Below are 21,924 nucleotides of genomic sequence, written 5' to 3'. Positions count from 1 at the left end.
TCATGAAGATCCATAAGTACGACACCGTCATCGTCGGCGCCGGCGGCGCCGGAATGCGCGCGGCCATCGAGTCGACCAAGCGCAGCCGGACCGCCGTGCTGACGAAGCTGTACCCGACGCGCTCCCACACCGGCGCGGCTCAGGGCGGCATGGCCGCCGCCCTGGCCAACGTCGAGGAGGACAACTGGGAGTGGCACACCTTCGACACGATCAAGGGCGGCGACTACCTGGTCGACCAGGACGCCGCCGAGATCCTGGCGAAGGAGGCCATCGACGCGGTCCTCGACCTGGAGAAGATGGGCCTGCCGTTCAACCGGACGCCCGCCGGGGAGATCGACCAGCGCCGCTTCGGCGGTCACACGCGCAGCCACGGTGAGGCCCCGGTCCGCCGTGCGTGCTACGCCGCGGACCGCACCGGCCACATGATCCTCCAGACCCTCTACCAGAACTGCGTCAAGGAGGGTGTGGAGTTCTTCAACGAGTTCTACGTCCTGGACCAGCTGCTGGTCGAGGTCGACGGGGTGAAGACCTCCGCGGGCGTCGTCGCCTACGAGCTGGCCACCGGCGAGATCCACGTCTTCCAGGCGAAGTCCGTGATCTACGCGTCCGGCGGCACCGGCAAGTTCTTCAAGGTCACGTCGAACGCGCACACCCTGACCGGTGACGGCCAGGCCGCCTGCTACCGCCGCGGTCTGCCCCTGGAGGACATGGAGTTCTTCCAGTTCCACCCGACGGGCATCTGGCGCATGGGCATCCTGCTGACGGAGGGCGCCCGTGGTGAGGGCGGCATCCTCCGCAACAAGGACGGCGAGCGCTTCATGGAGAAGTACGCGCCGGTCATGAAGGACCTCGCGTCCCGTGACGTCGTGTCCCGCTCCATCTACACGGAGATCCGGGAGGGCCGCGGCTGCGGACCCGAGGGCGACCACGTGTATCTGGACCTGACGCACCTCCCGCCGGAGCAGCTGGACGCCAAGCTCCCGGACATCACGGAGTTCGCGCGTACGTACCTGGGCATCGAGCCGTACACCGACCCGATCCCGATCCAGCCCACCGCGCACTACGCCATGGGCGGCATCCCGACGAACGTCCAGGGTGAGGTCCTCGCGGACAACACCACGGTCGTTCCGGGCCTGTACGCGGCCGGCGAGGTCGCCTGCGTCTCGGTGCACGGCGCCAACCGGCTGGGCACCAACTCGCTGCTCGACATCAACGTCTTCGGGCGCCGGTCGGGCATCGCCGCCGCCGAGTACGCCGCGAAGAGCGACTTCGCCGCGCTTCCCGAGGACCCGGCGTCGCTGGTCGAGGCCCAGGTCGAGCGGCTGCGCAACGCCACGGGTGACGAGCGGGTGGCCACGCTGCGCCTGGAGCTCCAGGAGTGCATGGACGCCAACGTGATGGTGTTCCGCACCGAGCAGACGATCAAGACGGCGGTCGACAAGATCGCCGAGCTGCGCGAGCGGTACCTGAACGTGTCCATCCAGGACAAGGGCCGACGGTTCAACACCGACCTCCTCGAAGCCATCGAGCTGGGCAACCTGCTGGACCTCGCCGAGGTCATGGCGACCTCCGCCCTGGCGCGCAAGGAGTCCCGCGGCGGTCACTACCGCGAGGACTTCCCGAACCGCGACGACGTCAACTTCATGCGCCACACCATGGCGTACCGCGAGGTGGGCGACGACGGCGCCGAGTCGATCCGGCTCGACTACAAGCCGGTCGTCCAGACCCGCTACCAGCCGATGGAGCGTAAGTACTGATGGCTACCCCCACCATGGACAAGGCGGACGCCGCCGAGGCCGGCTTCGCCGACACCCCGTTCATCACGGCCACCTTCCGGATCCGCCGGTTCAACCCGGAGGTCTCGGACGAGTCGCAGTGGCAGGACTTCGAGGTCCTCATCGACCCGAAGGAGCGTGTCCTCGACGCTCTGCACAAGATCAAGTGGGAGCTGGACGGCACCCTGACGTTCCGCCGTTCCTGTGCGCACGGGGTCTGCGGTTCGGACGCGATGCGGATCAACGGCAAGAACAGGCTCGCCTGCAAGACGCTGATCAAGGACATCAACCCCGAGAAGCCGATCCTGGTCGAGGCCATCAAGGGCATGACGGTCCTCAAGGACCTCGTGGTCGACATGGACCCGTTCTTCCAGGCGTACCGCGATGTGATGCCCTTCCTCATCACCAGCGGCAACGAGCCGACGCGCGAGCGTCTGCAGTCCGCCGAGGACCGGGCGCGGTTCGACGACACGACGAAGTGCATCCTGTGCGCCGCGTGCACCTCGTCCTGCCCGGTGTTCTGGAACGACGGCCAGTACTTCGGCCCGGCCGCGATCGTCAACGCGCACCGTTTCATCTTCGACTCGCGTGACGAGGGCGGCGAGCAGCGCCTGGAGATCCTCAACGACAAGGACGGCGTGTGGCGTTGCCGCACGACGTTCAACTGCACGGACGCCTGCCCGCGCGGTATCGAGGTCACCAAGGCGATCCAGGAAGTGAAGCGCGCGCTCATCACCCGCCGCTTCTGACACACCGGCACCACCGCATGCGCACTGCCGCACCGGCACTGCCGCATACGCACGAGGGCCCCGCACTCCCGGTATCCGGGCGGCGGGGCCCTCGTGCGTCGCGCTGTGCCAGGATCTCCCTGACGTACGCCACAGAACGGGGAGCGGGATGAGTGACCAGAATCCGTACCAGTGGGGCCCGGAACCACCCTCGGGGCCGCCCGTGCCGGGGTACGGCTACCCCGCCGCGAGCCCCGGGTACGGCTACCCGAACGCGGCTCCCACGTACGGCTACCCGGCCCCGCCGAACCTCCCGGTACCGGCGGGCGGCGGCGCCCCGCTGATGACGCTCGGCGACATCACCGTCGTACCGGACGGCATCATCACCCCGGCGGGCACGCTGCCGCTGCGGGGCGCCGTCTGGAACGCGACGGACATGTCCCGTACGGAGGAGAAGATCCCGACGGTCGCGGTCGTGCTGGCGATCGTCTTCGCCCTGTTCTGTCTGGTCGGTCTGCTCTTCCTCCTGATGAAGGAGAAGAAGACGACCGGCTTCATCCAGATCTCGGTGACCAGCGGGGGCCGCCACCACACGACCATGGTCCCGGCGTGGGGCCCCCAGTCGTTCCAGCAGGTGATGGGGCAGCTCAACTACGCGCGGTCGCTGAGCAGCATGTAACTCCCCGCCCCTCCCTGCCACCCACTTCTGTCCGCCCCCGCGGTCCGGCTCCGATGCCGGACCGCGGGGGCGGACTTCGTCGTGGACGGACCCCGCGCGTTGAACGTGTTCAAAAGGAGCGCTAGAGTCATGACATCAGCTTTTGAACGCGTTCAAGGGAAGGTGGGTCATGGACCTCACCGTTGTCTCGTACCTCGTCTATCTGGTCATCGCCCTGGCACTGACCGTCTGGGTGGCGCGGACCCTCAGCCGGAACGGCCGGGTGTTCCTCGCCGATGTGCTGCACGGGAACGAGAAGCTCGCGGATGCCGTCAACCACCTGCTGGTGGTGGGCTTCTACCTGGTCAACCTGGGCTTCGTGGCGCTGTACCTCCAGGACGACACCACCATCGGTGACACCCGGGGAGTCTTCGAGGCGCTGTCCAGGAAGCTCGGCGTCGTGCTGCTCGTCCTCGGCGTGATGCACCTCGGGAACGTCTACGCGCTCAACAGGTTCCGCCGGCGCGGCATCCAGGAGCGCGAGCAGACCCCGCCGGTGGCACCGCAGGGGTGGGTCAACCCGGCCCACCCGGTCAGCCCGTTCACGAAGGCCTGAACGGCCGTGACCGCCGTCCCCGTCAGGAAACTGACCGTGCTGTACGACGCCCGGTGCCCGCTCTGCGTCCACCTGCGGCACTGGCTGCGCGGGCAACGCCAGCTCGTGCCGCTGCACATGGTGCCCGCCGGGTCCGCCGAGGCCGTGGAGCGCTTCCCCGGGCTCGACCACCGGGCCACCCTGGAGGAGATCACCGTGATCGGCGACCAGGGCCAGATCTACCGGGGGCCCGCCGCCTGGATCGTCTGCCTGTGGGCGCTGGCCGAACACCGGCCCAAGGCCCACTGGCTGGCCACCCCCGCGGGCACTCCCTTCATCCGGGTCGCGATGCTGTCCGCGGCCAAGTACCGGAATGTCACCGCACCGCCCTGCGGTGACCGGTGCGAGGTCCCCGGTTAGGCTCATCCACCGTGACTGCTGCAAAGGCCCCCAAGAGCGAACAGACCCGTACGCTCATTCTCGAAACCGCGCTCCGGCTCTTCCAGGAGCGCGGTTACGACAAGACGACCATGCGGGCCATCGCCCAGGAGGCCGGAGTCTCCGTCGGCAACGCGTACTACTACTTCTCCAGCAAGGAACACCTGGTCCAGGGGTTCTACGACCGGATCGGCGCCGAACACCAGGCAGCGGTGCGCCAGGTGCTGGACAACGAGACGGATCTGGAGACCCGGCTGGCCGGGGTGCTGACGGCCTGGATCGATGTCGCCGCGCCGTACCACGAGTTCGCGGCGCAGTTCTTCAAGAACGCCGCCGACCCGGAGAGCCCGCTCAGCCCCTTCTCCACCGAGTCGGAGGCCGCCCGTGAGGCGTCCATCTCGATCCACCGGGAAGTGCTGGCGGGCACCAGAGCGAAGGTGCCCGCGGAACTCGTCGACGTCCTGCCGGAGTTGATGTGGCTGTCCCAGATGGGACTCGTCCTGTACTGGGTCTTCGACCGCTCCCCCGGTCGCGAGCGGAGCCGGCGGCTGGCGGGGCGGGGAGCGCGGCTCACCACCCGGGGCATCTCGCTGGCGAGGTTCCGGGCGCTCCGGCCGCTCGTCCACGAGGTGCACGAGCTGTTCACCGACTTCCTGCCGGGCATGGCCGAGACGGCGACGGCCCGCAAGCGGTCCTGACGGAACGGAACAGGCCGAACGCAACAGGCCCCGGAACTCCCGTGTCGTACGGGGAGTTCCGGGGCCTGTCCGCGTGAGCGGGCTACCGGCTGGGGCCTACAGCCAGCCGAGTTCCCAGACGCGCCAGACACCGCTCCCGTCCGACAGGTACTGACCGCCGGACACGTCGTTGTTGGCCAGCACGTAGTCCTTGCGCTGCCAGAGCGGGATCATCGGCACGTCGTGGGCGATGGCGTCCTGCATCGCCTTGAAGTCGTCGGCGGTGCGGCCACGGTCGGTGAACTGCTGGGTCTGGCCGATGAGCTTGTCGACCTGCTTGCTGCTGTAGCCGTTGTAGAGCGTGTTGCCGGTGCCGACGAGCGTCTGCGAGTAGTTGTCGGCGTCCGGGTAGTCGGCGATCCAGCCGACGGCGTACGCGTCGTACTTGCCCTTCTTGTAGCCGTCCTGGAACTTCTGCCAGACGGTCTCCCTGACGAGCTTGACCTTGAACAGGCCACCCGTCTCCAGCTGCTTCTTCAGCAGCTGGGCCTCCGCGTCGGTGACGCTGGTGCTGGAGTACCCGTAGGTGAAGCTCACCGGGGTCTGGACACCGGCCTCCAGCAGCGACTGCTTGGCGGCCGACACGTCGACCTTCGGGTAGGCGTCGAAGAACGCGGTGCTGTGGCCGGTGAAGCCCTGCGGGATCTCCGAGTACAGCGGCTCCACGCTGCCCTTGTAGACCTGTTCGGCCAGCTGGGCGCGGTCGACGAGCGACGCGGCGGCCTGCCGCACCCTCATGTCGGCCAGCGGTGCGGTCTTGCGCACGTTGAAGACCAGGTTGCGGATCTCGCTGCCGGTGGACTCGGTGACCTGGGCGTCCGGGTCGCTGGGCGAGAGCTGGGCCAGCATGCCGGGCGGCAGGTCGCGGTGCGCGACGTCGATGTCCTTGTGCTTCCAGGCGGCTGCGAGCTCGTCCGGCTGCTTGAAGTAGCGGATCTCGACCGGCACGCCGGTCTTCTTGACCGCGCCCTTGTACTTCGGGTTCGGTTCGAGCGTCGCGCTGACACCGGCCTTGTAGGACTTGAGTACGTAGGGTCCGGACCCGACGACCGAGTTGCCCTTGCGCCCCTTGTGCTCGGGGTACTCGGTGTGGTCGACGATCGCGCCACCGCCGGTGGCGATCTTCGAAGCGAAGGTCGCGTCACGGGACTTGAGGTGGAAGGTGACCTTGTCACCCGACGCCACCACGCTCTTCAGCAGCGGATACAGCGTCGCGGGCCCGTTGCCGTCCTTCATGTGCAGCACGCGGTTGAAGGAGAACGCCGCGTCCTCGGCGGTGACCTTGTGACCGTTGGAGAAGGTGAGGTCGTCACGCATGGTGCAGGTGAAAGTGCGCAGCGCGTCATCGGTGAACTTGCAGTTGCTGGCCGCGTCGGGCACCGGGGTCGACGAGCCGACGTTGAAGGTCATCAGCGACTGGTAGAGCGTGCTGTAGAGCGCCCAGGAACCGGCGTCGTACGCCTCGGCCGGGTCGAGCGAGGAGACCACGTCGGTCGTCCCGATGACGAGCGGGGTCTTCTTCCCGCCGCTGTCGGGCAGCAATTGCCAAGCGCCGATACCGGCGCACGCCAGAACGACGCATATCGCCAGAATCCGCATTCGGATCGAACGCATTGTGCTGTTCCCCTCAACCCACCCTGTGGACGCGCGGATCGCGCGCGTCAGACCCAAGTCGGCGCCAACCCAACCACACGAATTTCACAAGTGAAAGAGAAAATCTCCACATGAGGCCAAGTCGTTAGATGGCACCCTCACGCAGTCGTCGGACGACGTCCTCACACATCGGACGCGACGTCCCTGCGCAGCGCACGCAATCCGCGGAACCCGATCGCACCCACCGCCGTCCCCAGAAGGAAGGACGTGATCGCGAGCAGCAGATGGATCCAGAAATAGGCGGTCGGGTCACCCGCGTCGTCGAAGGCGAGTCCGCTGCCGTCCTGCCAGAGATTCTTGACGAAAGTGATCCAGATGAACCAGCTCCACACCCCGAAGGCGAGCAGGAACCAGGAGACGGGTCGGCTGAGCTTCATAGGCCCATTATCGACTCCGTACTTCACACCGTTCCGTCAGGGTGGCCGCGCGGAAGGCCCGGTCCGGCAGTTCCTACCCGCGGTGTCGGGCCGTCCGGACAAGCCCTGTACGTTCACCCCCGTGCCCGCCGTGAAAAAGATCGCATTGTCGGTCCTCGCCGCCGTCTGCCTGCCCGCCTTCTGCGCCGTGCCCGCATCGGCCGCGACCGGCGCCGATCCGAAGCCGCCCGGCCACATGTCGAAGGTCGGCGGCGCCCGGCTCGGGCAGTCGGGTACGCAGGTGAACCTCGGCGCCGGCGCCCCGGTGCTGCCGAAGGACCTCTCCGGACGGTCCTGGATCGTCGCGGACGCCGAGTCCGGCTCGGTGCTGGCCGCGCACAACGCGCACTGGCGGCTGCCCCCGGCGTCCACGCTGAAGATGCTGATGGCGGACACGCTGCTGCCGAAGTTCCAGCCGACCGAGACCCACAAGGTGCTGCCGTCCGACCTGGCCGGCATGGGCGCGGGCAGCAGCCTGGTCGGCATCAAGGAGAACCTCACCTACACGGTCCACGACCTGTGGCTGGGGGTCTTCCTGCGCTCCGGCAACGACGCGGTGCACGTGCTGTCCGCGATGAACCACGGGGTGGCCGCGACCGTCAAGGACATGCAGGAGCACGCCGACGACCTCCAGGCGCTCGACACCCATGTGGTCTCGCCGGACGGCTACGACGCCCCGCACCAGGTCTCCAGCGCGTACGACCTGACGCTCTTCGCCCGCAGCGGACTCCAGAAGAAGGCGTTCCGCGAGTACTGCTCGACCGCCACCGCGCAGTTCCCCGGCATGAAGAAGAAGGGGAAGAAGCGCGAGACCTTCGGCATCCAGAACACCAACCGCCTGCTGACCGGTGCCGACGGCGTCACCCAGTACAAGGGCATAGCAGGCGTGAAGAACGGCAACACCACGATGGCGGGCGCCACGTACACGGCCGTCGCCGAGCGCGACGGTCATGTGCTGCTCGTCACCGTCATGAACCCGAGCTCGACCGAGAGCCACGCCGTCTACAAGGAGGCCGCGCGGCTCCTCGACTGGGGCTTCGCCTCGGAGGGGAAGGTCACGCCGGTCGGTGAGCTGGTCGCGCCGAAGTCCGCCCTCGCGACCCCGCAGCCCACCGCGAGCGCCCCGGGCGCGGCGGGAGCGAAGGGCAGCAAGGGTGCGGCGCGGACCACCGCGGCCCCGGCGGGCGGCGGTTCCGGCGGCATGGGTACGGCCCTCGCCATCAGCGGTGGCGTGTTGCTCCTGTTGGCGGCCGGGGTGTTCCTGGTGAACCGGCGCTGGCCGCTGCCGGATCTGGTACGACGTTTTCCACGTCACTGACCGGTTCCTCGTCGGTGTGCCCCGTCGCGGTCCAGGCCGCGCAGTACAGCAGCAGTTTCACCGTGAAGCTGATCCACAGCAGCAGCGCGACGGGGACACCGAAAGCGCCGTACATGCTCTTCGAGGCGACGCCCCGCATGTAGCCGCTGAGCAGCACCTTGAGCAGTTCGAAGCCGAGCGCGCCGATCAGTCCGGCGGTGATCAGCCGGTGGCGTGCCGGTTCCACGCCGGGCAGCAGCGTCAGTACGTACAGCAGGACCAGGAAGTCGGCGAGTACCGCCAGCACGAAGGCCACGCCCTGGAGGAGCGCGCCGCCCCAGCCCGCGTTTTCGAGGCCGACCCGGTCGGCGGTCCAGTTGACGGCGCTGGTGCCGACGGCCGACGCGCCGAACGAGACCAGTACGGCGCCGCCCGTGCCGACCAGGATCCCGCCGTCCTTGAGCTTGCGCACCACGAAGTTGCCCTGGTCGGCGTCGTCGATCTCCCACACCGCACGCAGGCAGTCCCGCATCGAGCCGACCCAGCCGATGCCGGTGAACAGCAGCGCGGCCCCGGCGACGACACCGACCGTGCCCGCGTTCGCGACCAGCGAGCCGATGTCCAGCTGGTCGGAGATGCCGGGCACCTGCTGGGCGAGCGTGTGCTGCATGGTGTTCAGCTGGGCGGTGCTGAGCAGCGCGGCGCCGATCGCGGCGGCCACGGTGATGAGCGGGAAGAGCGAGAGGAAACTGACAAAGGTGATCGCGGCGGCGAGCCGGGTCCAGCGCACCCGGTCGAGGGTCTCGTAGGAGCGCCAGGCGTGGGTGCGCATGAGGCGGGCCAGCCAGGGGCCGATCACGGGAAGTTTCGTCAGCCGGTCCATGGCGTACGCCTACCCTCGCCGCCGAAGACCAGCGTCCTCGTCCCCCAGAAGCGCAGACCGGTGGCGAGCCCCATGCCGATGACCGCGCCGGAGAGGGTGTCCGCGCGGGCCGAGGTCAGCCCCAGGCCGTAGTGCGACACGGTGAGGCAGAGCAGTTGGAGGAGGGCTCCGGCGGCGTTCACACCGAAGAAGACGGTGTACTCGCGCCAGCCGACGTGCCTGCCCCGGTACGTGCCGAGGGCGTTGCCGAGGTACGCGACCGTGCACCCGGCGAGGAACGACACGGTCTTGGCGGCGAGCGGGTCCCAGCGCAGGAATCCGCGCAGCCAGAGGAAGAGTCCCAGGTCGGCGGCGTACGCGAGGATCCCGGCGAGCGCGAAACCGGTGACCTCCCGGCGGCTGACACCCATGGACCGGCTCCCTCCCTACAGGTCGGCGATCGCGAGCACGTACACGACGATCCATCCGGCGCCGATGACGGTCAGCGCCCTGTCCCGCAGGATCACGTCCTCCGGGGCGCCCGCGGTGCCGCGGTCGGCGAAGACGGCGTACCGCAGGATGAAGAGGATGAACGGGACCATCGACAGCTGACGCCACGGCAGCAGTCCGCTGTCGGGCGGGCCGCCGCTCTCCATCGCCCAGAGGCAGTACGCGAGGACCGCGACCCCGGCCGCCAGCTGCCAGACGAAGCGCAGGTATCCGGTGGTGTACTCGGAGAGCAGTGCCCGGGTCGCCGCACCCCCCTCCATCTGGACGGACTCGGAGTAGCGCTTGGCCGCGACCATGAAGAGCGCGCCGAACCCGGCGGTGATCAGGAACCAGCGCGAGAGCGGGATGTCGAGGGCCACTCCGCCGATCATCGCCCGCATCAGGAAGCCGGTCGTGACGACGACCAGGTCGACGACCAGGATGTGCTTCAGGCTGACGCAGTAGGCGAGTTGCATGGCGATGTACGCGGAGAGCAGCGCGGCGGTCATGTCGTTGCAGAACACGACGGCGCCCGCGGTCGTCAGTACGGCGAGCAGGGCTCCAGCGGCGTACGCGACGGGGACGGGGACTTCTCCCGCGGCCACCGGGCGGTGGCACTTGACGGGGTGCGCGCGGTCGGCCTCGGCGTCCCGGGCGTCGTTGACGAGATAGACGGCGGAGGCGGCGGCCGTGAACAGGACGAAGACGACGGCGAGTTGACCGGCGGTCTGGCGCGACACCAGCTGACCGGCCGCGACGGGGGCGGTGACGACCAGGACGTTCTTGATCCACTGACGGGGGCGGGCGGTCCTGAGCAGCCCCAGCGCCAGGCCCGCGGCCCCGCCTCCGGTCAGGGACGGCGGGGGGCGTGGCGGTTCCTGGACGAGCAGGGCCGGTTCCGGAACCCCGGACACCGCCGGTACGCCGGGCACTTCGGAGACTTCAGACATGGGTGCCTCGCATCCACCGGTCGCCGAGCCCGGCGGTGAGCCCACCGAGGAGGGCGCCCGCGGCGACATCGGTCGGATAGTGGACCCCGACGACCAGCCGGGACACGCACATCGCGGCGGCGAGCGGGGGTATGAGGCGGCGGCCCACGGGGCGCAGCGCGCCGAGGGCGACGGCCGCCGCGGCTGCGGAGGCCGCGTGCGAGCTGGGGAAGGAGTGGTGGCCCGCGGTCCGTACGAGGGGCTGCCGGTCGCCGAGACCGGGGCGCGGGCGGCGTACCACCCGCTTCAGACCCATGCTCGCGAGGTGGGCCGTGCCTATCAGGGCGGTGGCGCGCAGCCAGGCGCCGCGCCGTTCCCGGTCGGTGAGCGCGCCGGTGAGCCCGGCGGCGAGCCACAGCACGCCGTGCTCACCGCTGCGGGACAGGGTCCGGGCCACGGCGCCCACCGGCGGACACGCGCCGCAGTCGCGCATCGCCGAGAGGAGCCGACGTTCGGCCTCGGCGGGCCGTATACCGCCACCCCTGGCCGGCCGGGAGCCTCCCGGCCGACGGCAGACCGGAAGAACACTCTTATGTGACATATCTCGATCATCGCGTCCAAACTGATTGACACCACTCCAATCACCCATTTCCCCGTGTATATGGGCGATACGGTCTACTCCATGTCTGCCGAAACCACCACGTCCGTGTCGGGCTGGGGCCGCACCGCCCCGACGACTTCGCTGCTGGTCCGCCCGCGCACGTACGAAGAGGCGGCGGCAGCGGTGCGCGGGTGCGGCGCCCGCGGCTCGATCGCCCGCGGCCTGGGCCGTGCGTACGGGGACGCCGCGCAGAACGCGGGCGGCGCGGTGCTCGACATGACCGGCCTCGACCGGATCCGCTCCATCGACGCGGACACCGGGGTCGTGGTGTGCGACGCGGGGGTGAGCCTGCACCGGCTGATGGAGGTACTGCTGCCGCTGGGCTGGTTCGTCCCCGTGACGCCGGGCACCCGGTACGTCACGGTGGGCGGCGCGATCGGCGCGGACATCCACGGCAAGAACCACCACGTGTCGGGGGCGTTCTCCCGCCACGTCCGGTCGCTCGACCTGCTGACCGCGGACGGCACGGTGCACACCACGGCGCCCGGAGCCGCGCTCTTCGACGCGACGGCCGGCGGGCTGGGGCTGACCGGCGTCATCCTCTCGGCGACGGTCCAGCTCCTGCCGGTGGAGACGTCGTCGATGTCGGTGGACACCGAGCGCGCGACGGACCTCGACGACCTGATGGCCCGGCTGACGGCCACCGACCACCACTACCGCTACTCGGTGGCCTGGATCGACCTGCTCGCCCGGGGGGCGTCGACGGGGCGCTCGGTACTGACCCGAGGGGAGCACGCCCCACTCGACGCGCTCCCCGCCCGCGCCGGCCGCGCACCGCTGTCCTTCCGCCCGGGGAGGCTCCCCGCGCCGCCGTCCTTCCTCCCCGACGGGCTGCTCGGCCGCACCTCGGTCGGGATCTTCAACGAGCTCTGGTACCGCCGGGCGCCCCGGCTCCGGCGGGGGGAGATCCAGCGGCTGACCACCTTCTTCCACCCGTTGGACGGGGTCCCGCACTGGAACCGGATCTACGGGCGGGGCGGTTTCGTCCAGTACCAGTTCGTCGTCGGGTACGGGCAGGAGGAGACCCTGCGCCGGATCGTGCGGCGCATCTCCGCGCGCGGCTGCCCGTCGTTCCTGGCGGTGCTGAAGCGCTTCGGCGAGGCGGACCCCGGCTGGCTCTCGTTCCCGCTGCCCGGCTGGACCCTGGCCCTGGACATCCCGGCGAACCTGACCGGACTCGGCACCTTCCTCGACGAACTGGACGAGGAGGTGGTGGGCGCGGGCGGCCGGGTCTACCTGGCGAAGGACTCCCGGCTGCGCCCGGACCACCTGGCGGCGATGTACCCGCGCCTGGACGACTTCCGCGCGCTGCGCGCCGAGCTCGACCCGGGGTCCGTCTTCACCTCGGACCTCTCCCGCCGCCTCGGCCTCTAGGGCGGGTACGGGGGCTGCCGGACACCGCCCCCGGACCTGCCCGCCGGTCCTGCGACCGGCCCCGCCACCGAACTCGCCACCGACCTCGCCACCGACCCCGCTGACGACCCCGTCGACGACCCCGCCGACGACTCAAGGAGACGTACCCGTGAAAGACGCATTCGGTGCCCCGCAGTCCCTGCTGATCCTCGGCGGTACGTCCGAGATCGCGCTGGCCACGGCCCGCCGTCTGGTGGCCCGCCGGACCCGTACGGTCTGGCTGGCCGGGCGCCCGTCCCCCGCGCTCGACGCTGCCGCCGCCCACCTGCGCACGCTGGGCGCGGAGGTCCGTACCGCCGACTTCGACGCCCTGGACCCCGCCTCCCACGAGGTGACGCTGGGCAAGGTCTTCGCGGAGGGCGACATCGACATGGTGCTGCTGGCCTTCGGGATCCTCGGCGACCAGGCCAGCGACGAGAGCTCCCCGCTGTCGGCGGTCCGGGTCGCCCAGACCAACTACACCGGGGCGGTCTCAGCGGGCCTGATCTGCGCGAAGGCCCTCCAGGGCCAGGGCCACGGCTCCCTGGTGGTGCTCTCGTCGGTGGCGGGCGAACGCGCCCGGCGCGCCAACTTCATCTACGGGTCGAGCAAGGCCGGGCTGGACGCCTTCGCCCAGGGTCTGGGCGACGCGCTGTACGGGACGGGCGTGCACGTGATGATCGTCCGCCCCGGCTTCGTACGGTCGAGGATGACGGCGGGGCTGCCGGAGGCGCCGCTGGCCACCACACCCGAGGCGGTGGCGACGGCCATCGAGACGGGGCTGCGCCGCCGCTCCGAGACGGTCTGGGTACCGGGCACGCTGCGCGTCGTCATGTCCGCGATGCGCCACGCGCCGAGGCCGCTGTTCCGGCGGCTGCCGGTGTAGGACAGGGTGCGGCAGCGGACCGGGAGGGCCTTACGGCAGGGACGACGCCGGGGCCTCGCGGTACACCGCGGGACCGGGCACACCGCCGCCGCCTCCGAACGCGTACTCCCGCAGCTTGCGCCACACCGCGTCCGCCCCCTGCTCGTACAGGGCGAAGGATCCGCAGGTCCACATCGCCTCGAACGTCGACAGCGCTTCGTACGCCTGGTCCATCGCCTCTTCGGAGATGCCGTGGGCGACCGTCACATGCGGGTGGTACGGGAACTGGAGCTCGCGCACCAGCGGCCCGGACGCGTCCCTGATCTGCTGCTGGAGCCAGGAGCAGGCCGATCCGCCCGTCACGACCTGCACGAAGACGACCGGCGAGAGCGGGCGGAACGTGCCCGTCCCGTACAGCCGCATGGGAAAGGCCCGGTTCGCGGCGGCGACCGAGGAGAGGTGCGCCTCGATCGCGGGCAGCGAACCGGAATCGGCCTCGGTGGGCGGGAGGAGGGTGACGTGCGTGGGGATGCCGTGCGCGGCAGAGTCCCCGAAGCCCGCGCGCTGCTCCTGGAGCAGGCTGCCGTACGGCTCCGGGACCGCGAGCGAAACGCCGAGCGTTACGGTCCCCACATCGATCTCCTCAGCTGTCGGGTCACCGGACGTTCCGCCTACCTGCCGGACGTCTATGTGCAGTGTGGCGGGCCTGCCCTCGCTCTGACCAGAGTCCAAGGTCACAAGCTCGGGCCGGCGCCTGTCAGTGCTTCGCGGGCAGGAATCCCAGCCGCTCGTACGCCTGCGCCAGGGTCTCCGCGGCGACCGTGCGGGCCTTCTCCGCACCCTTGGCGAGGATGCCGTCCAGCGTCTCGTGATCGTCCAGGAACTCCTGGGTGCGGGTCCGGAAAGGCGTGACGAAATCGGCGACGATCTCGGACAGATCGGTCTTGAGCGCGCCGTACATCTTGCCCTCGTACTGCTGCTCCAGGTCGGCGATGCTCGTCCCGGTGAGGGTCGAGTGGATCGTCAGCAGGTTCGAGACACCGGGCTTGGCCGCCAGGTCGTAACGGATCACCGTGTCGGTGTCGGTGACCGCGCTCCTGACCTTCTTCGCGGAGACCTTCGGCTCGTCGAGCAGGCTGATCAGGCCCTTGGGCGAGGCCGCCGACTTGCTCATCTTGGCGGTCGGGTCCTGGAGGTCGTAGATCTTCGCCGTCTCCTTGAGGATGTACGGCTCCGGGATCGTGAAGGTCGTGCCGAACCGGGTGTTGAAGCGCTCGGCGAGGTCGCGGGTCAGCTCGATGTGCTGGCGCTGGTCCTCACCGACGGGGACCTGGTTGGCCTGGTAGAGCAGGATGTCGGCGACCTGGAGGATCGGGTACGTGAAGAGCCCGACGGTCGCGCGGTCCGCGCCCTGCCTGGCCGACTTGTCCTTGAACTGCGTCATGCGCGAGGCCTCGCCGAACCCGGCCAGGCAGTTCATGACCCAGCCGAGCTGGGCGTGCTCGGGCACATGGCTCTGCACGAAGAGGGTGCAGCGCTCCGGGTCGATCCCCGAGGCCAGCAGCTGGGCGACGGCGAGCCGGGTGTTGGCCCGCAGCTCCGCGGGGTCCTGCGGGACGGTGATCGCATGCAGGTCGACCACCATGTAGTACGCGTCGTGCGACTCCTGCAGGGCTACCCACTGGCGCACCGCGCCGAGGTAGTTGCCGAGGTGGAACGAGCCTGACGTGGGCTGGATCCCGGAGAGCACCCGGGGACGATCAGAGGCCATGTTCATCATTCTCTCAGGTGCGGAACCGATCTCCGCCGCGCGGTGTATGAAAGGTGTGAGAACGCGGGAGGGGAGCCACGCCGCTGTTGCGGACGAGGCTGATGTGATCGCGCGCGTACGGGCGGGGGACGCCCAGGCGTACGCGGAGCTGGTGCGTGCGTACACGGGAATCGCGTTGCGCGCGGCGGCGGCTTTCGGTGCGGGTGCGGACGCCGAGGACGTGGTGCAGTCGGCCTTCTTCAAGGCGTACCAGGCGCTGGGCCGGTTCAAGGCGGGTGCGTCGTTCCGGCCGTGGCTGCTGCGGATCGTGGCGAACGAGACCAGGAACACCGTGCGCTCCGCCGTGCGGCTGCGGTGCGCCGCGGGGCGCGCGGCGGCGCTGACGGAGGCGGAGCCGCTGATACCGGAATCGGCGGACCCTGCGGTGGCCGCTCTGGAGGGCGAACGCCGGAGGCTGCTGCTCGCGGCGCTGGACCGGCTGAGCACCGAGCAGCGGCTGGCCGTGACGTACCGCTATCTGCTGGACATGGACGAGGCGGAGACAGCGGAGGCGCTGGGCTGGCCACGGGGCACGGTGAAGTCGCGGCTGAACCGGGCGCTGAAGAAGCTCGGCAAGCTGCTCCCCCTCCCGGACGGCGCTCCCGGCAGCCCGGCCGGCGAGAGAGCCGAGGGACACCGTGGAAGCAGAAGAGGCGGAAGCAGGAGAAGCAGAGCAGACGAGGGAGGCGACGAGCATGGGTGACGGGGACGACGGGCACCTTCCCGGTGAACTGCGCGCGCTGGGGCGCGGGCTGGGCTCCGGGAAGGCCGCAGACATCGGCTGGGGGTCGGCCGGGGACTCGATGGCCGAGCAGGTGCTGGCACGGATCATCGCGGAGGCGGTGCCGATTCCCGTTCCGGTACGGGCGGAGCCGTCAGGCCGCTTCGCGCGCATACGGGCCTGGGCGCGAGGGCGCCGACGGGCCGGGGTGGCGGACCGGTTCACCCCCGGCGGGTTCGAGGTGCGATACGCCCCCGCGGTGCGTGTGCCGGAGGCCGATGCGCCTGCGCGGGGCCGGACGGACCCCGGCACGCCGGACGACAAGGTTTCTTCCCGCCCGCGGTGACCGACGATAAGAAGAGGCGCACGACAGCCCGCCCGCCACAGGACTGGCGCCCCCAAGGCCCGTACGCCGTAAGGCAGTACGCCCAGCACGCTGTAGGAACGGAGAACCGGTGTCAGTTACGGAAACATCGATCGAGTCCGCCGAGGCGCACAGCGCGCACAACTACCATCCGCTCCCCGTCGTCGTCGCCTCTGCGGACGGCGCGTGGATGACCGATGTCGAAGGGCGTCGCTTCCTCGACATGCTCGCCGGATACTCGGCGCTCAACTTCGGCCACGGCAACCGCCGGCTGATCGACGCGGCCAAGGCCCAGCTGGAGCGCGTCACGCTCACCTCCCGGGCCTTCCACCACGACCGGTTCGCCGATTTCTCCACCCAGCTCGCCGAGTTGTGCGGGATGGAGATGGTGCTGCCGATGAACACCGGGGCGGAGGCGGTCGAGACCGCCGTGAAGACGGCCCGCAAGTGGGGTTACAAGGTCAAGGGCGTACCGGACGGACAAGCGAAGATCGTCGTCGCGGAGAACAACTTCCACGGCCGTACGACCACGATCGTCAGCTTCTCGACGGACCCCGAGGCGCGGGCGGACTTCGGCCCGTACACCCCGGGCTTCGAGATCGTTCCGTACGGCGACCTGGCCGCGCTGGAAGCGGCCGTCGACGAGAACACGGTGGCCGTTCTCCTCGAACCGATCCAGGGCGAGGCCGGGGTCCTGGTGCCGCCGGCCGGATATCTGCCGGGCGTACGCGAACTGACCCGCGCCCGGAACGTGCTGTTCATCGCGGACGAGATCCAGTCGGGACTCGGCAGGACGGGCCGGACCTTCGCCTGTGAGCACGAGGGTGTCGTGCCGGACATGTACATCCTGGGCAAGGCGCTCGGCGGCGGGGTGGTGCCGGTGTCGGCCGTGGTGTCGTCGGCAGAGGTGCTGGGCGTCTACCGCCCCGGCGAGCACGGGTCCACCTTCGGTGGGAATCCGCTGGCGTGCGCCGTCGCCCTGGAGGTGATCGCGATGCTGCGCACCGGTGAATTCCAGCAACGGGCCACGGAGTTGGGCGACCACCTCCACCGCGAACTGGGCCTGCTGGTGAGCGGCGGCGCGGTCGAGGCCGTGCGCGGACGGGGTCTCTGGGCGGGGGTGGACATCGCGCCCTCGCTCGGCACCGGCCGGGAGATCTCCGAGCGGCTCATGGATCTCGGGGTGCTGGTGAAGGACACCCACGGCTCCACGATCCGGATCGCCCCGCCCCTGGTGATCAGCAAGGAGGATCTGGACTGGGGCCTCGCCCAGCTGCGGACCGTCCTGAACGGCTGACACCACAGCGGCCGACCTGGGCCGGGCGAGGCGGAGCCAGGCGCGGGGCAGGGGCCGGACGAAGCGGGGCCAGGCGCAGGACAGGGGCCGGGCGAGGAGGAGGCGCTCAGAGGATTCAAAGGATGACGTGGGGCAGGAAGCGGGCGTACTCGTCCGTCACCGGCCCCACGGACTCCCGGATGCCGAGCCCCGCCGCCTCGTCCTCGACCACCCACGCACCGAGCACCACACGGTTGCCGTCGAAGTCGGGCAGCGGGGCCAACTCCTGGTAGCAGCAGACCTCGTCGGTCCGCAGGACCGCGGCGGTTCCCGCTCCGGCCTCGTGGAGCACGACGCCCGCTCCCTCCCGGCCCAGGAGCGGCTTGGAGACATAGCCCTTGGATGTGGGCAGGGCGAGCTCGCGCGGGCCGTCCAGATAGGAAGGCAGGAGATTCGGATGTCCCGGGTACAGCTCCCACACCACGGCGAGCAGCGCCTTGTTGGAGAGCAGCATCTTCCACGCGGGTTCGATCCAGCAGGTGGAGCCGGTGGACCCGCCGTTGTCGAGGGTGTCCAGGACGTGCGGACCGAAGCTGTCGGTCGTCAGCCACTCCCACGGGTAGAGCTTGAAGCAGCTGCGGATGAAACGCATCCGCTCGTCGACGAACCGCCCGGACAACGGGTCCCAGCCGATCTGCTCCACGGAGAGCGCCTCGGTCTCGATCCCCGCCTGCTGGGCGGTCTCCCTCAGATACGCGACCGTCATCAGGTCCTCGCCGAGTTCGTCGGCGTCGGAGTGCGCGAAGTGCAGCGGTCCCGGCGGCAGCAGCGGGGCCTGTCGCCGCCAGGCTGCGACCAGTCGCTCGTGCAGCGAGTTCCACTGGTCGGCGCCGGGAAAGCGGTCCTCCATCCAGAACCACTGCGGGCTGGCCGCCTCCACCAGGGAGGTGGGCGTGTCCGCGTTGTACTCCAGCATCTTGGCCGGGCCGTCGCCGTCGTACCGCAGATCGAACCGCCCGTACACGGACGGCAGTTCGTCCCTCCGGTGCCAGGATTCGGCAACCAGCCGGGCCAGCCGGGGGTCGGTGATCCCCAGGTCGGCCAAACGGTCGCGGGCGACGATGTGGGCGGCTGCGGCAAGGCACATCGCGTGCAGTTCCTCGACGACCTCCTCCAGCGCCTCGACCTCGGGGAGGGAGAAGGAGTAGTAGGCGCTCTCGTCCCAGTACGGGCGCAGCGAGTCGTCCGGGTAGCGGGTGAGCGGATAGATCAGCCCCTGCTCCTCGACGATCTGCTGCCAGCCGGGGCGGGGTTGGACGGCGTGACGCTTCATGGTGTCGGTCCGGGCCCCGGGTCAGCCGCCGCTGGAGTGGAAGCCGCCGCCGAAACCGCCCCGGTGCACCGACGACTTGTTGAAACTGCCGCCCGAAACCTTGCCGTTCTTCGAGGAGCCGCCGTAGTAGTACGTGCCGTGGCCGCTGCTCTTGCCGCACTCGTACTTCGGCAGCTGCTTGTAGGTCACCGGGTCCACACACCGCCGGTCCACATCGGAACCGCAGGCGGTGAGCGTCGCCGCCAGCATCCCCATGCCCCCGAGCACCACGGCGCCCGACCTCATCTTGCGCATGCGTTGTCCTCCCCCGTTCTTCACAGACACCGTCATCACAAACATCGTCGTCACAGACACCGTCATCACGGACACCGTCATCACGGACGCCGTGCCAACAACACCGGTCGTCACAGACGCTGTGCCACAGACCCGGCGCCACAGACGCCGTACAGCTGTACGGCAAGTATCCCGTGTCTGACGGTGTACAGACTAGATGTCGGCCTCCGTCCCCGGTGAGCAGGTGGGACGCTCCCCGGTCGGTGCTCACCCGTAGAGTCCTTACGTGCTCCTTGGAATGCTCTGCGCGCTCGGTTCAGCGGTCTGCTTCGGTACGGCCTCCGTGTTCCAGGCCGCCGCCGCCCGTGCCTCCGCCCCCGGGACCGGCTCGGGGGTCGACGCGGCGCTGCTGTTGCGCGCCCTGCGCCAGTGGCGCTACATCGCGGGGCTCGGCTTCGACGCCGTGGGCTTCGTGCTGCAGATCATCGCGCTGCGTTCGATCCCGATCTACGCGGTCGGCGCCGCGCTCGCCGCGAGTCTCGCGGTCACCGCGGTGGTGGCGGCCCGGGTCCTCGGCGTGCGGCTCACCGGCACCGAATGGGGTGCGGTGGGCGTCGTCTGCGCGGGACTGGGGATGCTCGGCCTCGCCTCCGGTTCGGAGGGCAGCACCGCGGGATCGGACGCCCTGCGCTGGGCCATGCTCGGAGTCGCTCTCGCGGTCCTGCTGGTGGGCGTGGTCGCCGGCCGACTCAAGGGCAAGGCCCGCGCCCTGGTGCTCGGCCTCGGCGCGGGCGTGGGCTTCGGCGTGGTCGAGGTGGCGGTCCGGCTCATCGACTCCGTCGACTTCACCAACCCGGCGCTGTACGCACTGCTCGTCGGCGGCGGCTCGGCCTTCCTGCTGCTCACCTCGGCCCTGCAACGCGGATCGGTGACGACGGCCACGGCCGGCATGGTCATCGGCGAGACGATCGGCCCGGCCCTGATCGGCGTGGTCTGGCTCGGGGACCGTACGAGGGACGGTCTGGCCCCGCTGGCGATTGCCGGGTTCGCGGTGGCGGTGGCCGGGGCGCTTGCGCTGGCACGGTTCGGCGAGGCTCCGGCAGAGGCCCCGGCGAACGAGGCGATGGACAGCAAGGTCTGACCGGCGAGCACGGCCTGGTCCGACTCCCCGCCGAACACCCCGAATCCCCCACAACGAAGCCCCGTTGGCGTACGCGCCCCTACGGGAGCACCCGGCACAGCGCGTCCAGCGCCCCCGTCCACGCGCTGTCCGGTGGCGTCCCGTATCCGACCACCAGCCCGTCGCGCCCCTCGCCCGCGTCCGGGTGCCGGAACGGACTGAGGCCCCCCAGCGCGAGCCCCTGCCAGGCCGCCGCCTGGACCACCGACTGTTCGGTGCCCGGCGGCAGTTCGAGTACGGCGTGCAGCCCGGCAGCGATCCCGGTGACCCGGATGTCCGGCGCGCGTTCGGCGAGCGCCGCCACCAGCTGGTCGCGGCGCCGCCGGTAGCGCAGCCGCATCGCGCGGACATGCCGGTCGTACGCCCCGGAGGCGATGAACTCGGCGAGCGTCAGCTGCTCCAGCGCACTCGTCATCCAGTCGGAGTGCCCCTTCGCCGTGACGACATCCGCCACCAGGCTCCCGGGCAGCACCAGCCAGCCGATCCGCAGCCCGGGGGCGATGGATTTGCTGGCGGTGCCGAGGTAGACGACCCGTTCGGGATCGAGTCCCTGGAGCGCACCGACCGGCTGCCGGTCGTAGCGGAACTCCCCGTCGTAGTCGTCCTCCAGGATCAGCCCGCCCGTGGTCCGCGCCCAGTCGACGGCGGCCGACCGCCGGTCGGGGTGGAGCGGCACCCCCAACGGGAACTGGTGCGCCGCCGTCAGCAGCACCGCACCTTCGCGCCGCAGCGCACCGGTCTGCGAGCCGAGTGCGTCCAGAGGGAGAGCGGGGGTGCGCAGCCCCGCGTCGGTGAGCAGGTTCCGGTGCAGGTCCAGCCCGTACGACTCGACCGCCACCTCCCGCACCCGTCTCCCCCGCAGCACCTTCCCCATCAGCATCAAACCGTGTGCGAACCCCGAGCAGACGACGATCCGGTCCGGGTCGGCGTACACCCCGCGGGCCCGTGCCAGATAGTCGGCCAGCACGGTCCGCAGCTCGGGCCGCCCACGCGGGTCCCCGTATCCGAACGCTTCGTGGGGAGCGGCGGTCAGCGCCTTCCGTGCGGCCCTGAGCCACTCGGCGCGCGGGAAGGACGCGAGGTCGGGCGAGCCGGGCAGCAGGCTGTACGCGGGGCGCCGCGGCTGCGGCGGCCGTACGGTGACGGGCGGGGCCGCCGCACGCGGTACGGACCGGGCTGCCACCCGGGTCCCCGAGCCCTGCCGCGCGGTCAGCCAGCCTTCCGCCACCAGTTCGGCGTAGGCGTCGGCCACCGTGTTCCGGGCGATTCCCAGGTCGGTGGCGAGGGTGCGCGAGGACGGCAGCCGGGTCCCCGGCGTCAGCCGCCCCGTGCGCACGGCCTTGCGCAGCGCGTCCGTGAGCCCCACCCGCAGCCCGGTACCGGTCAGCTCCAGGTGCAGGTCCACACCGAAAGTGGCCCAGGAATCCGTCATGGAAATGGACCATACCCCTGCGCCACACACCACGTAGCGT

General features: G+C 70.2%; 24 protein-coding genes. 13 read left to right on the top strand and 11 right to left on the bottom strand.

What is annotated here, in order from left to right; translation table 11 throughout:
• Positions 1-2 precede the first annotated feature (2 nt).
• The 6 genes from sdhA (at position 3) to OG709_RS22420 (ending at position 4,892) form a co-directional block, all read left to right on the top strand.
• Entirely contained in the window at positions 3-1,757 is a 1,755-nt protein-coding gene (gene sdhA / locus OG709_RS22445) for a succinate dehydrogenase flavoprotein subunit (protein ID WP_250299506.1), read from the top strand.
• A complete protein-coding gene (locus OG709_RS22440) occupies positions 1,757-2,524 on the top strand; it encodes a succinate dehydrogenase iron-sulfur subunit (protein ID WP_250299505.1) in 768 nt (255 codons plus the stop codon). Before sdhA ends, OG709_RS22440 begins: the two co-directional genes overlap by 1 nt.
• Positions 2,525-2,672: 148 nt before the next feature.
• Entirely contained in the window at positions 2,673-3,182 is a 510-nt protein-coding gene (locus OG709_RS22435; RefSeq protein WP_329167592.1) for a hypothetical protein, read from the top strand.
• A 169-nt stretch (positions 3,183-3,351) separates the two neighbouring features.
• On the top strand, positions 3,352-3,777 hold the full coding sequence (locus OG709_RS22430; protein ID WP_250299503.1) for a hypothetical protein: 426 nt from the start codon (positions 3,352-3,354) through the stop codon (positions 3,775-3,777).
• 6 nt (positions 3,778-3,783) lie between these two features.
• The gene (locus tag OG709_RS22425; RefSeq protein ID WP_250299502.1) at positions 3,784-4,176 is read left to right on the top strand and encodes a thiol-disulfide oxidoreductase DCC family protein; all 393 of its coding nucleotides are present in this window, start codon (positions 3,784-3,786) and stop codon (positions 4,174-4,176) included.
• Positions 4,177-4,187: 11 nt separating this feature from the next.
• On the top strand, positions 4,188-4,892 hold the full coding sequence (locus tag OG709_RS22420; RefSeq protein ID WP_250299501.1) for a TetR/AcrR family transcriptional regulator: 705 nt from the start codon (positions 4,188-4,190) through the stop codon (positions 4,890-4,892).
• A 96-nt stretch (positions 4,893-4,988) separates the two neighbouring features.
• Here the strand turns inward: OG709_RS22420 and OG709_RS22415 are convergent, their stop codons facing one another.
• Together OG709_RS22415 and OG709_RS22410 are read right to left on the bottom strand one after the other, a co-directional pair.
• Positions 4,989-6,545 carry an ABC transporter substrate-binding protein gene (locus OG709_RS22415; RefSeq protein WP_250299500.1) on the bottom strand — a complete coding sequence of 519 codons (1,557 nt, stop codon included), beginning with the start codon at positions 6,543-6,545 and terminating at the stop codon, positions 4,989-4,991.
• 161 nt (positions 6,546-6,706) lie between these two features.
• Positions 6,707-6,961 (bottom strand): SCO4848 family membrane protein, encoded by a 255-nt coding sequence (locus tag OG709_RS22410; RefSeq protein WP_250299499.1) that lies wholly within the window; start codon positions 6,959-6,961, stop codon positions 6,707-6,709.
• A gap of 121 nt (positions 6,962-7,082) precedes the next feature.
• On the opposite strand from OG709_RS22410, the gene OG709_RS22405 reads away from it, so the two are divergent.
• A complete protein-coding gene (locus OG709_RS22405; protein ID WP_326694172.1) occupies positions 7,083-8,318 on the top strand; it encodes a D-alanyl-D-alanine carboxypeptidase family protein in 1,236 nt (411 codons plus the stop codon).
• Here the strand turns inward: OG709_RS22405 and OG709_RS22400 are convergent.
• From OG709_RS22400 to OG709_RS22385, 4 genes are read right to left on the bottom strand one after another with little or no spacing between them, the layout of a single operon-like run.
• Complete coding sequence (locus OG709_RS22400) at positions 8,221-9,180, bottom strand: YihY/virulence factor BrkB family protein (RefSeq protein WP_329167591.1); 960 nt, start codon at positions 9,178-9,180, stop codon at positions 8,221-8,223. The genes OG709_RS22405 and OG709_RS22400 overlap by 98 nt on opposite strands.
• A complete protein-coding gene (locus OG709_RS22395) occupies positions 9,168-9,590 on the bottom strand; it encodes a GtrA family protein (RefSeq protein WP_250299497.1) in 423 nt (140 codons plus the stop codon). Before OG709_RS22395 ends, OG709_RS22400 begins: the two co-directional genes overlap by 13 nt.
• Before the next feature lie 15 nt (positions 9,591-9,605).
• The gene (locus OG709_RS22390; protein WP_329167590.1) at positions 9,606-10,598 is read right to left on the bottom strand and encodes a decaprenyl-phosphate phosphoribosyltransferase; all 993 of its coding nucleotides are present in this window, start codon (positions 10,596-10,598) and stop codon (positions 9,606-9,608) included.
• Positions 10,591-11,070 (bottom strand): phosphatase PAP2 family protein, encoded by a 480-nt coding sequence (locus tag OG709_RS22385; RefSeq protein WP_250299580.1) that lies wholly within the window; start codon positions 11,068-11,070, stop codon positions 10,591-10,593. The genes OG709_RS22390 and OG709_RS22385 overlap by 8 nt, the downstream gene beginning before the upstream one ends.
• A 189-nt stretch (positions 11,071-11,259) precedes the next feature.
• On the opposite strand from OG709_RS22385, the gene OG709_RS22380 reads away from it, so the two are divergent.
• Together OG709_RS22380 and OG709_RS22375 are read left to right on the top strand one after the other, a co-directional pair.
• Positions 11,260-12,612, top strand: a complete 1,353-nt coding sequence (locus OG709_RS22380) for an FAD-binding oxidoreductase (RefSeq protein WP_326694173.1) — start codon at positions 11,260-11,262, stop codon at positions 12,610-12,612.
• 148 nt (positions 12,613-12,760) lie between these two features.
• A complete protein-coding gene (locus OG709_RS22375; RefSeq protein WP_250299494.1) occupies positions 12,761-13,516 on the top strand; it encodes a decaprenylphospho-beta-D-erythro-pentofuranosid-2-ulose 2-reductase in 756 nt (251 codons plus the stop codon).
• Between the two features lie 30 nt (positions 13,517-13,546).
• Here the strand turns inward: OG709_RS22375 and OG709_RS22370 are convergent, their stop codons facing one another.
• Together OG709_RS22370 and trpS are read right to left on the bottom strand one after the other, a co-directional pair.
• The gene (locus OG709_RS22370) at positions 13,547-14,128 is read right to left on the bottom strand and encodes a 2'-5' RNA ligase family protein (RefSeq protein WP_250299493.1); all 582 of its coding nucleotides are present in this window, start codon (positions 14,126-14,128) and stop codon (positions 13,547-13,549) included.
• 124 nt (positions 14,129-14,252) lie between these two features.
• The gene (gene trpS / locus OG709_RS22365) at positions 14,253-15,266 is read right to left on the bottom strand and encodes a tryptophan--tRNA ligase (RefSeq protein ID WP_250299492.1); all 1,014 of its coding nucleotides are present in this window, start codon (positions 15,264-15,266) and stop codon (positions 14,253-14,255) included.
• Between the two features lie 46 nt (positions 15,267-15,312).
• Between trpS and OG709_RS22360 the strand changes: the two genes are divergently transcribed.
• The 3 genes from OG709_RS22360 to rocD all read left to right on the top strand — a co-directional run bounded on the left by OG709_RS22360 (position 15,313) and on the right by rocD (position 17,687).
• Positions 15,313-16,008, top strand: a complete 696-nt coding sequence (locus tag OG709_RS22360) for an RNA polymerase sigma factor (protein WP_250299491.1) — start codon at positions 15,313-15,315, stop codon at positions 16,006-16,008.
• Positions 16,001-16,372, top strand: a complete 372-nt coding sequence (locus OG709_RS22355) for a hypothetical protein (RefSeq protein ID WP_329167589.1) — start codon at positions 16,001-16,003, stop codon at positions 16,370-16,372. The genes OG709_RS22360 and OG709_RS22355 overlap by 8 nt, the downstream gene beginning before the upstream one ends.
• A gap of 109 nt (positions 16,373-16,481) precedes the next feature.
• Positions 16,482-17,687: an ornithine--oxo-acid transaminase gene (gene rocD / locus OG709_RS22350; RefSeq protein WP_250299489.1), complete on the top strand. Its 1,206-nt coding sequence runs from the start codon at positions 16,482-16,484 to the stop codon at positions 17,685-17,687.
• Positions 17,688-17,802: 115 nt separating this feature from the next.
• On the opposite strand, the gene OG709_RS22345 is transcribed toward rocD, so the two are convergent.
• A complete protein-coding gene (locus tag OG709_RS22345) occupies positions 17,803-18,999 on the bottom strand; it encodes a glutathionylspermidine synthase family protein (RefSeq protein WP_250299488.1) in 1,197 nt (398 codons plus the stop codon).
• 21 nt (positions 19,000-19,020) lie between these two features.
• The gene (locus OG709_RS22340; protein ID WP_250299487.1) at positions 19,021-19,293 is read right to left on the bottom strand and encodes a hypothetical protein; all 273 of its coding nucleotides are present in this window, start codon (positions 19,291-19,293) and stop codon (positions 19,021-19,023) included.
• Positions 19,294-19,570: 277 nt separating this feature from the next.
• On the opposite strand from OG709_RS22340, the gene OG709_RS22335 reads away from it, so the two are divergent.
• Positions 19,571-20,413: a hypothetical protein gene (locus OG709_RS22335; protein WP_250299579.1), complete on the top strand. Its 843-nt coding sequence runs from the start codon at positions 19,571-19,573 to the stop codon at positions 20,411-20,413.
• A 79-nt stretch (positions 20,414-20,492) separates the two neighbouring features.
• Here the strand turns inward: OG709_RS22335 and pdxR are convergent, their stop codons facing one another.
• Positions 20,493-21,884, bottom strand: coding sequence for a MocR-like pyridoxine biosynthesis transcription factor PdxR (gene pdxR, locus OG709_RS22330; protein ID WP_266641259.1), 1,392 nt, complete (start codon positions 21,882-21,884; stop codon positions 20,493-20,495).
• Between the last annotated feature and the right edge of the window lie 40 nt (positions 21,885-21,924).

The sequence above is a fragment of the Streptomyces sp. NBC_01267 genome (assembly GCF_036241575.1).
Lineage (GTDB): Bacteria > Actinomycetota > Actinomycetes > Streptomycetales > Streptomycetaceae > Streptomyces.
The sequence above is the reverse complement of the archived record's forward strand: the minus strand, read 5'-3'. Positions and strand labels throughout refer to the sequence as shown.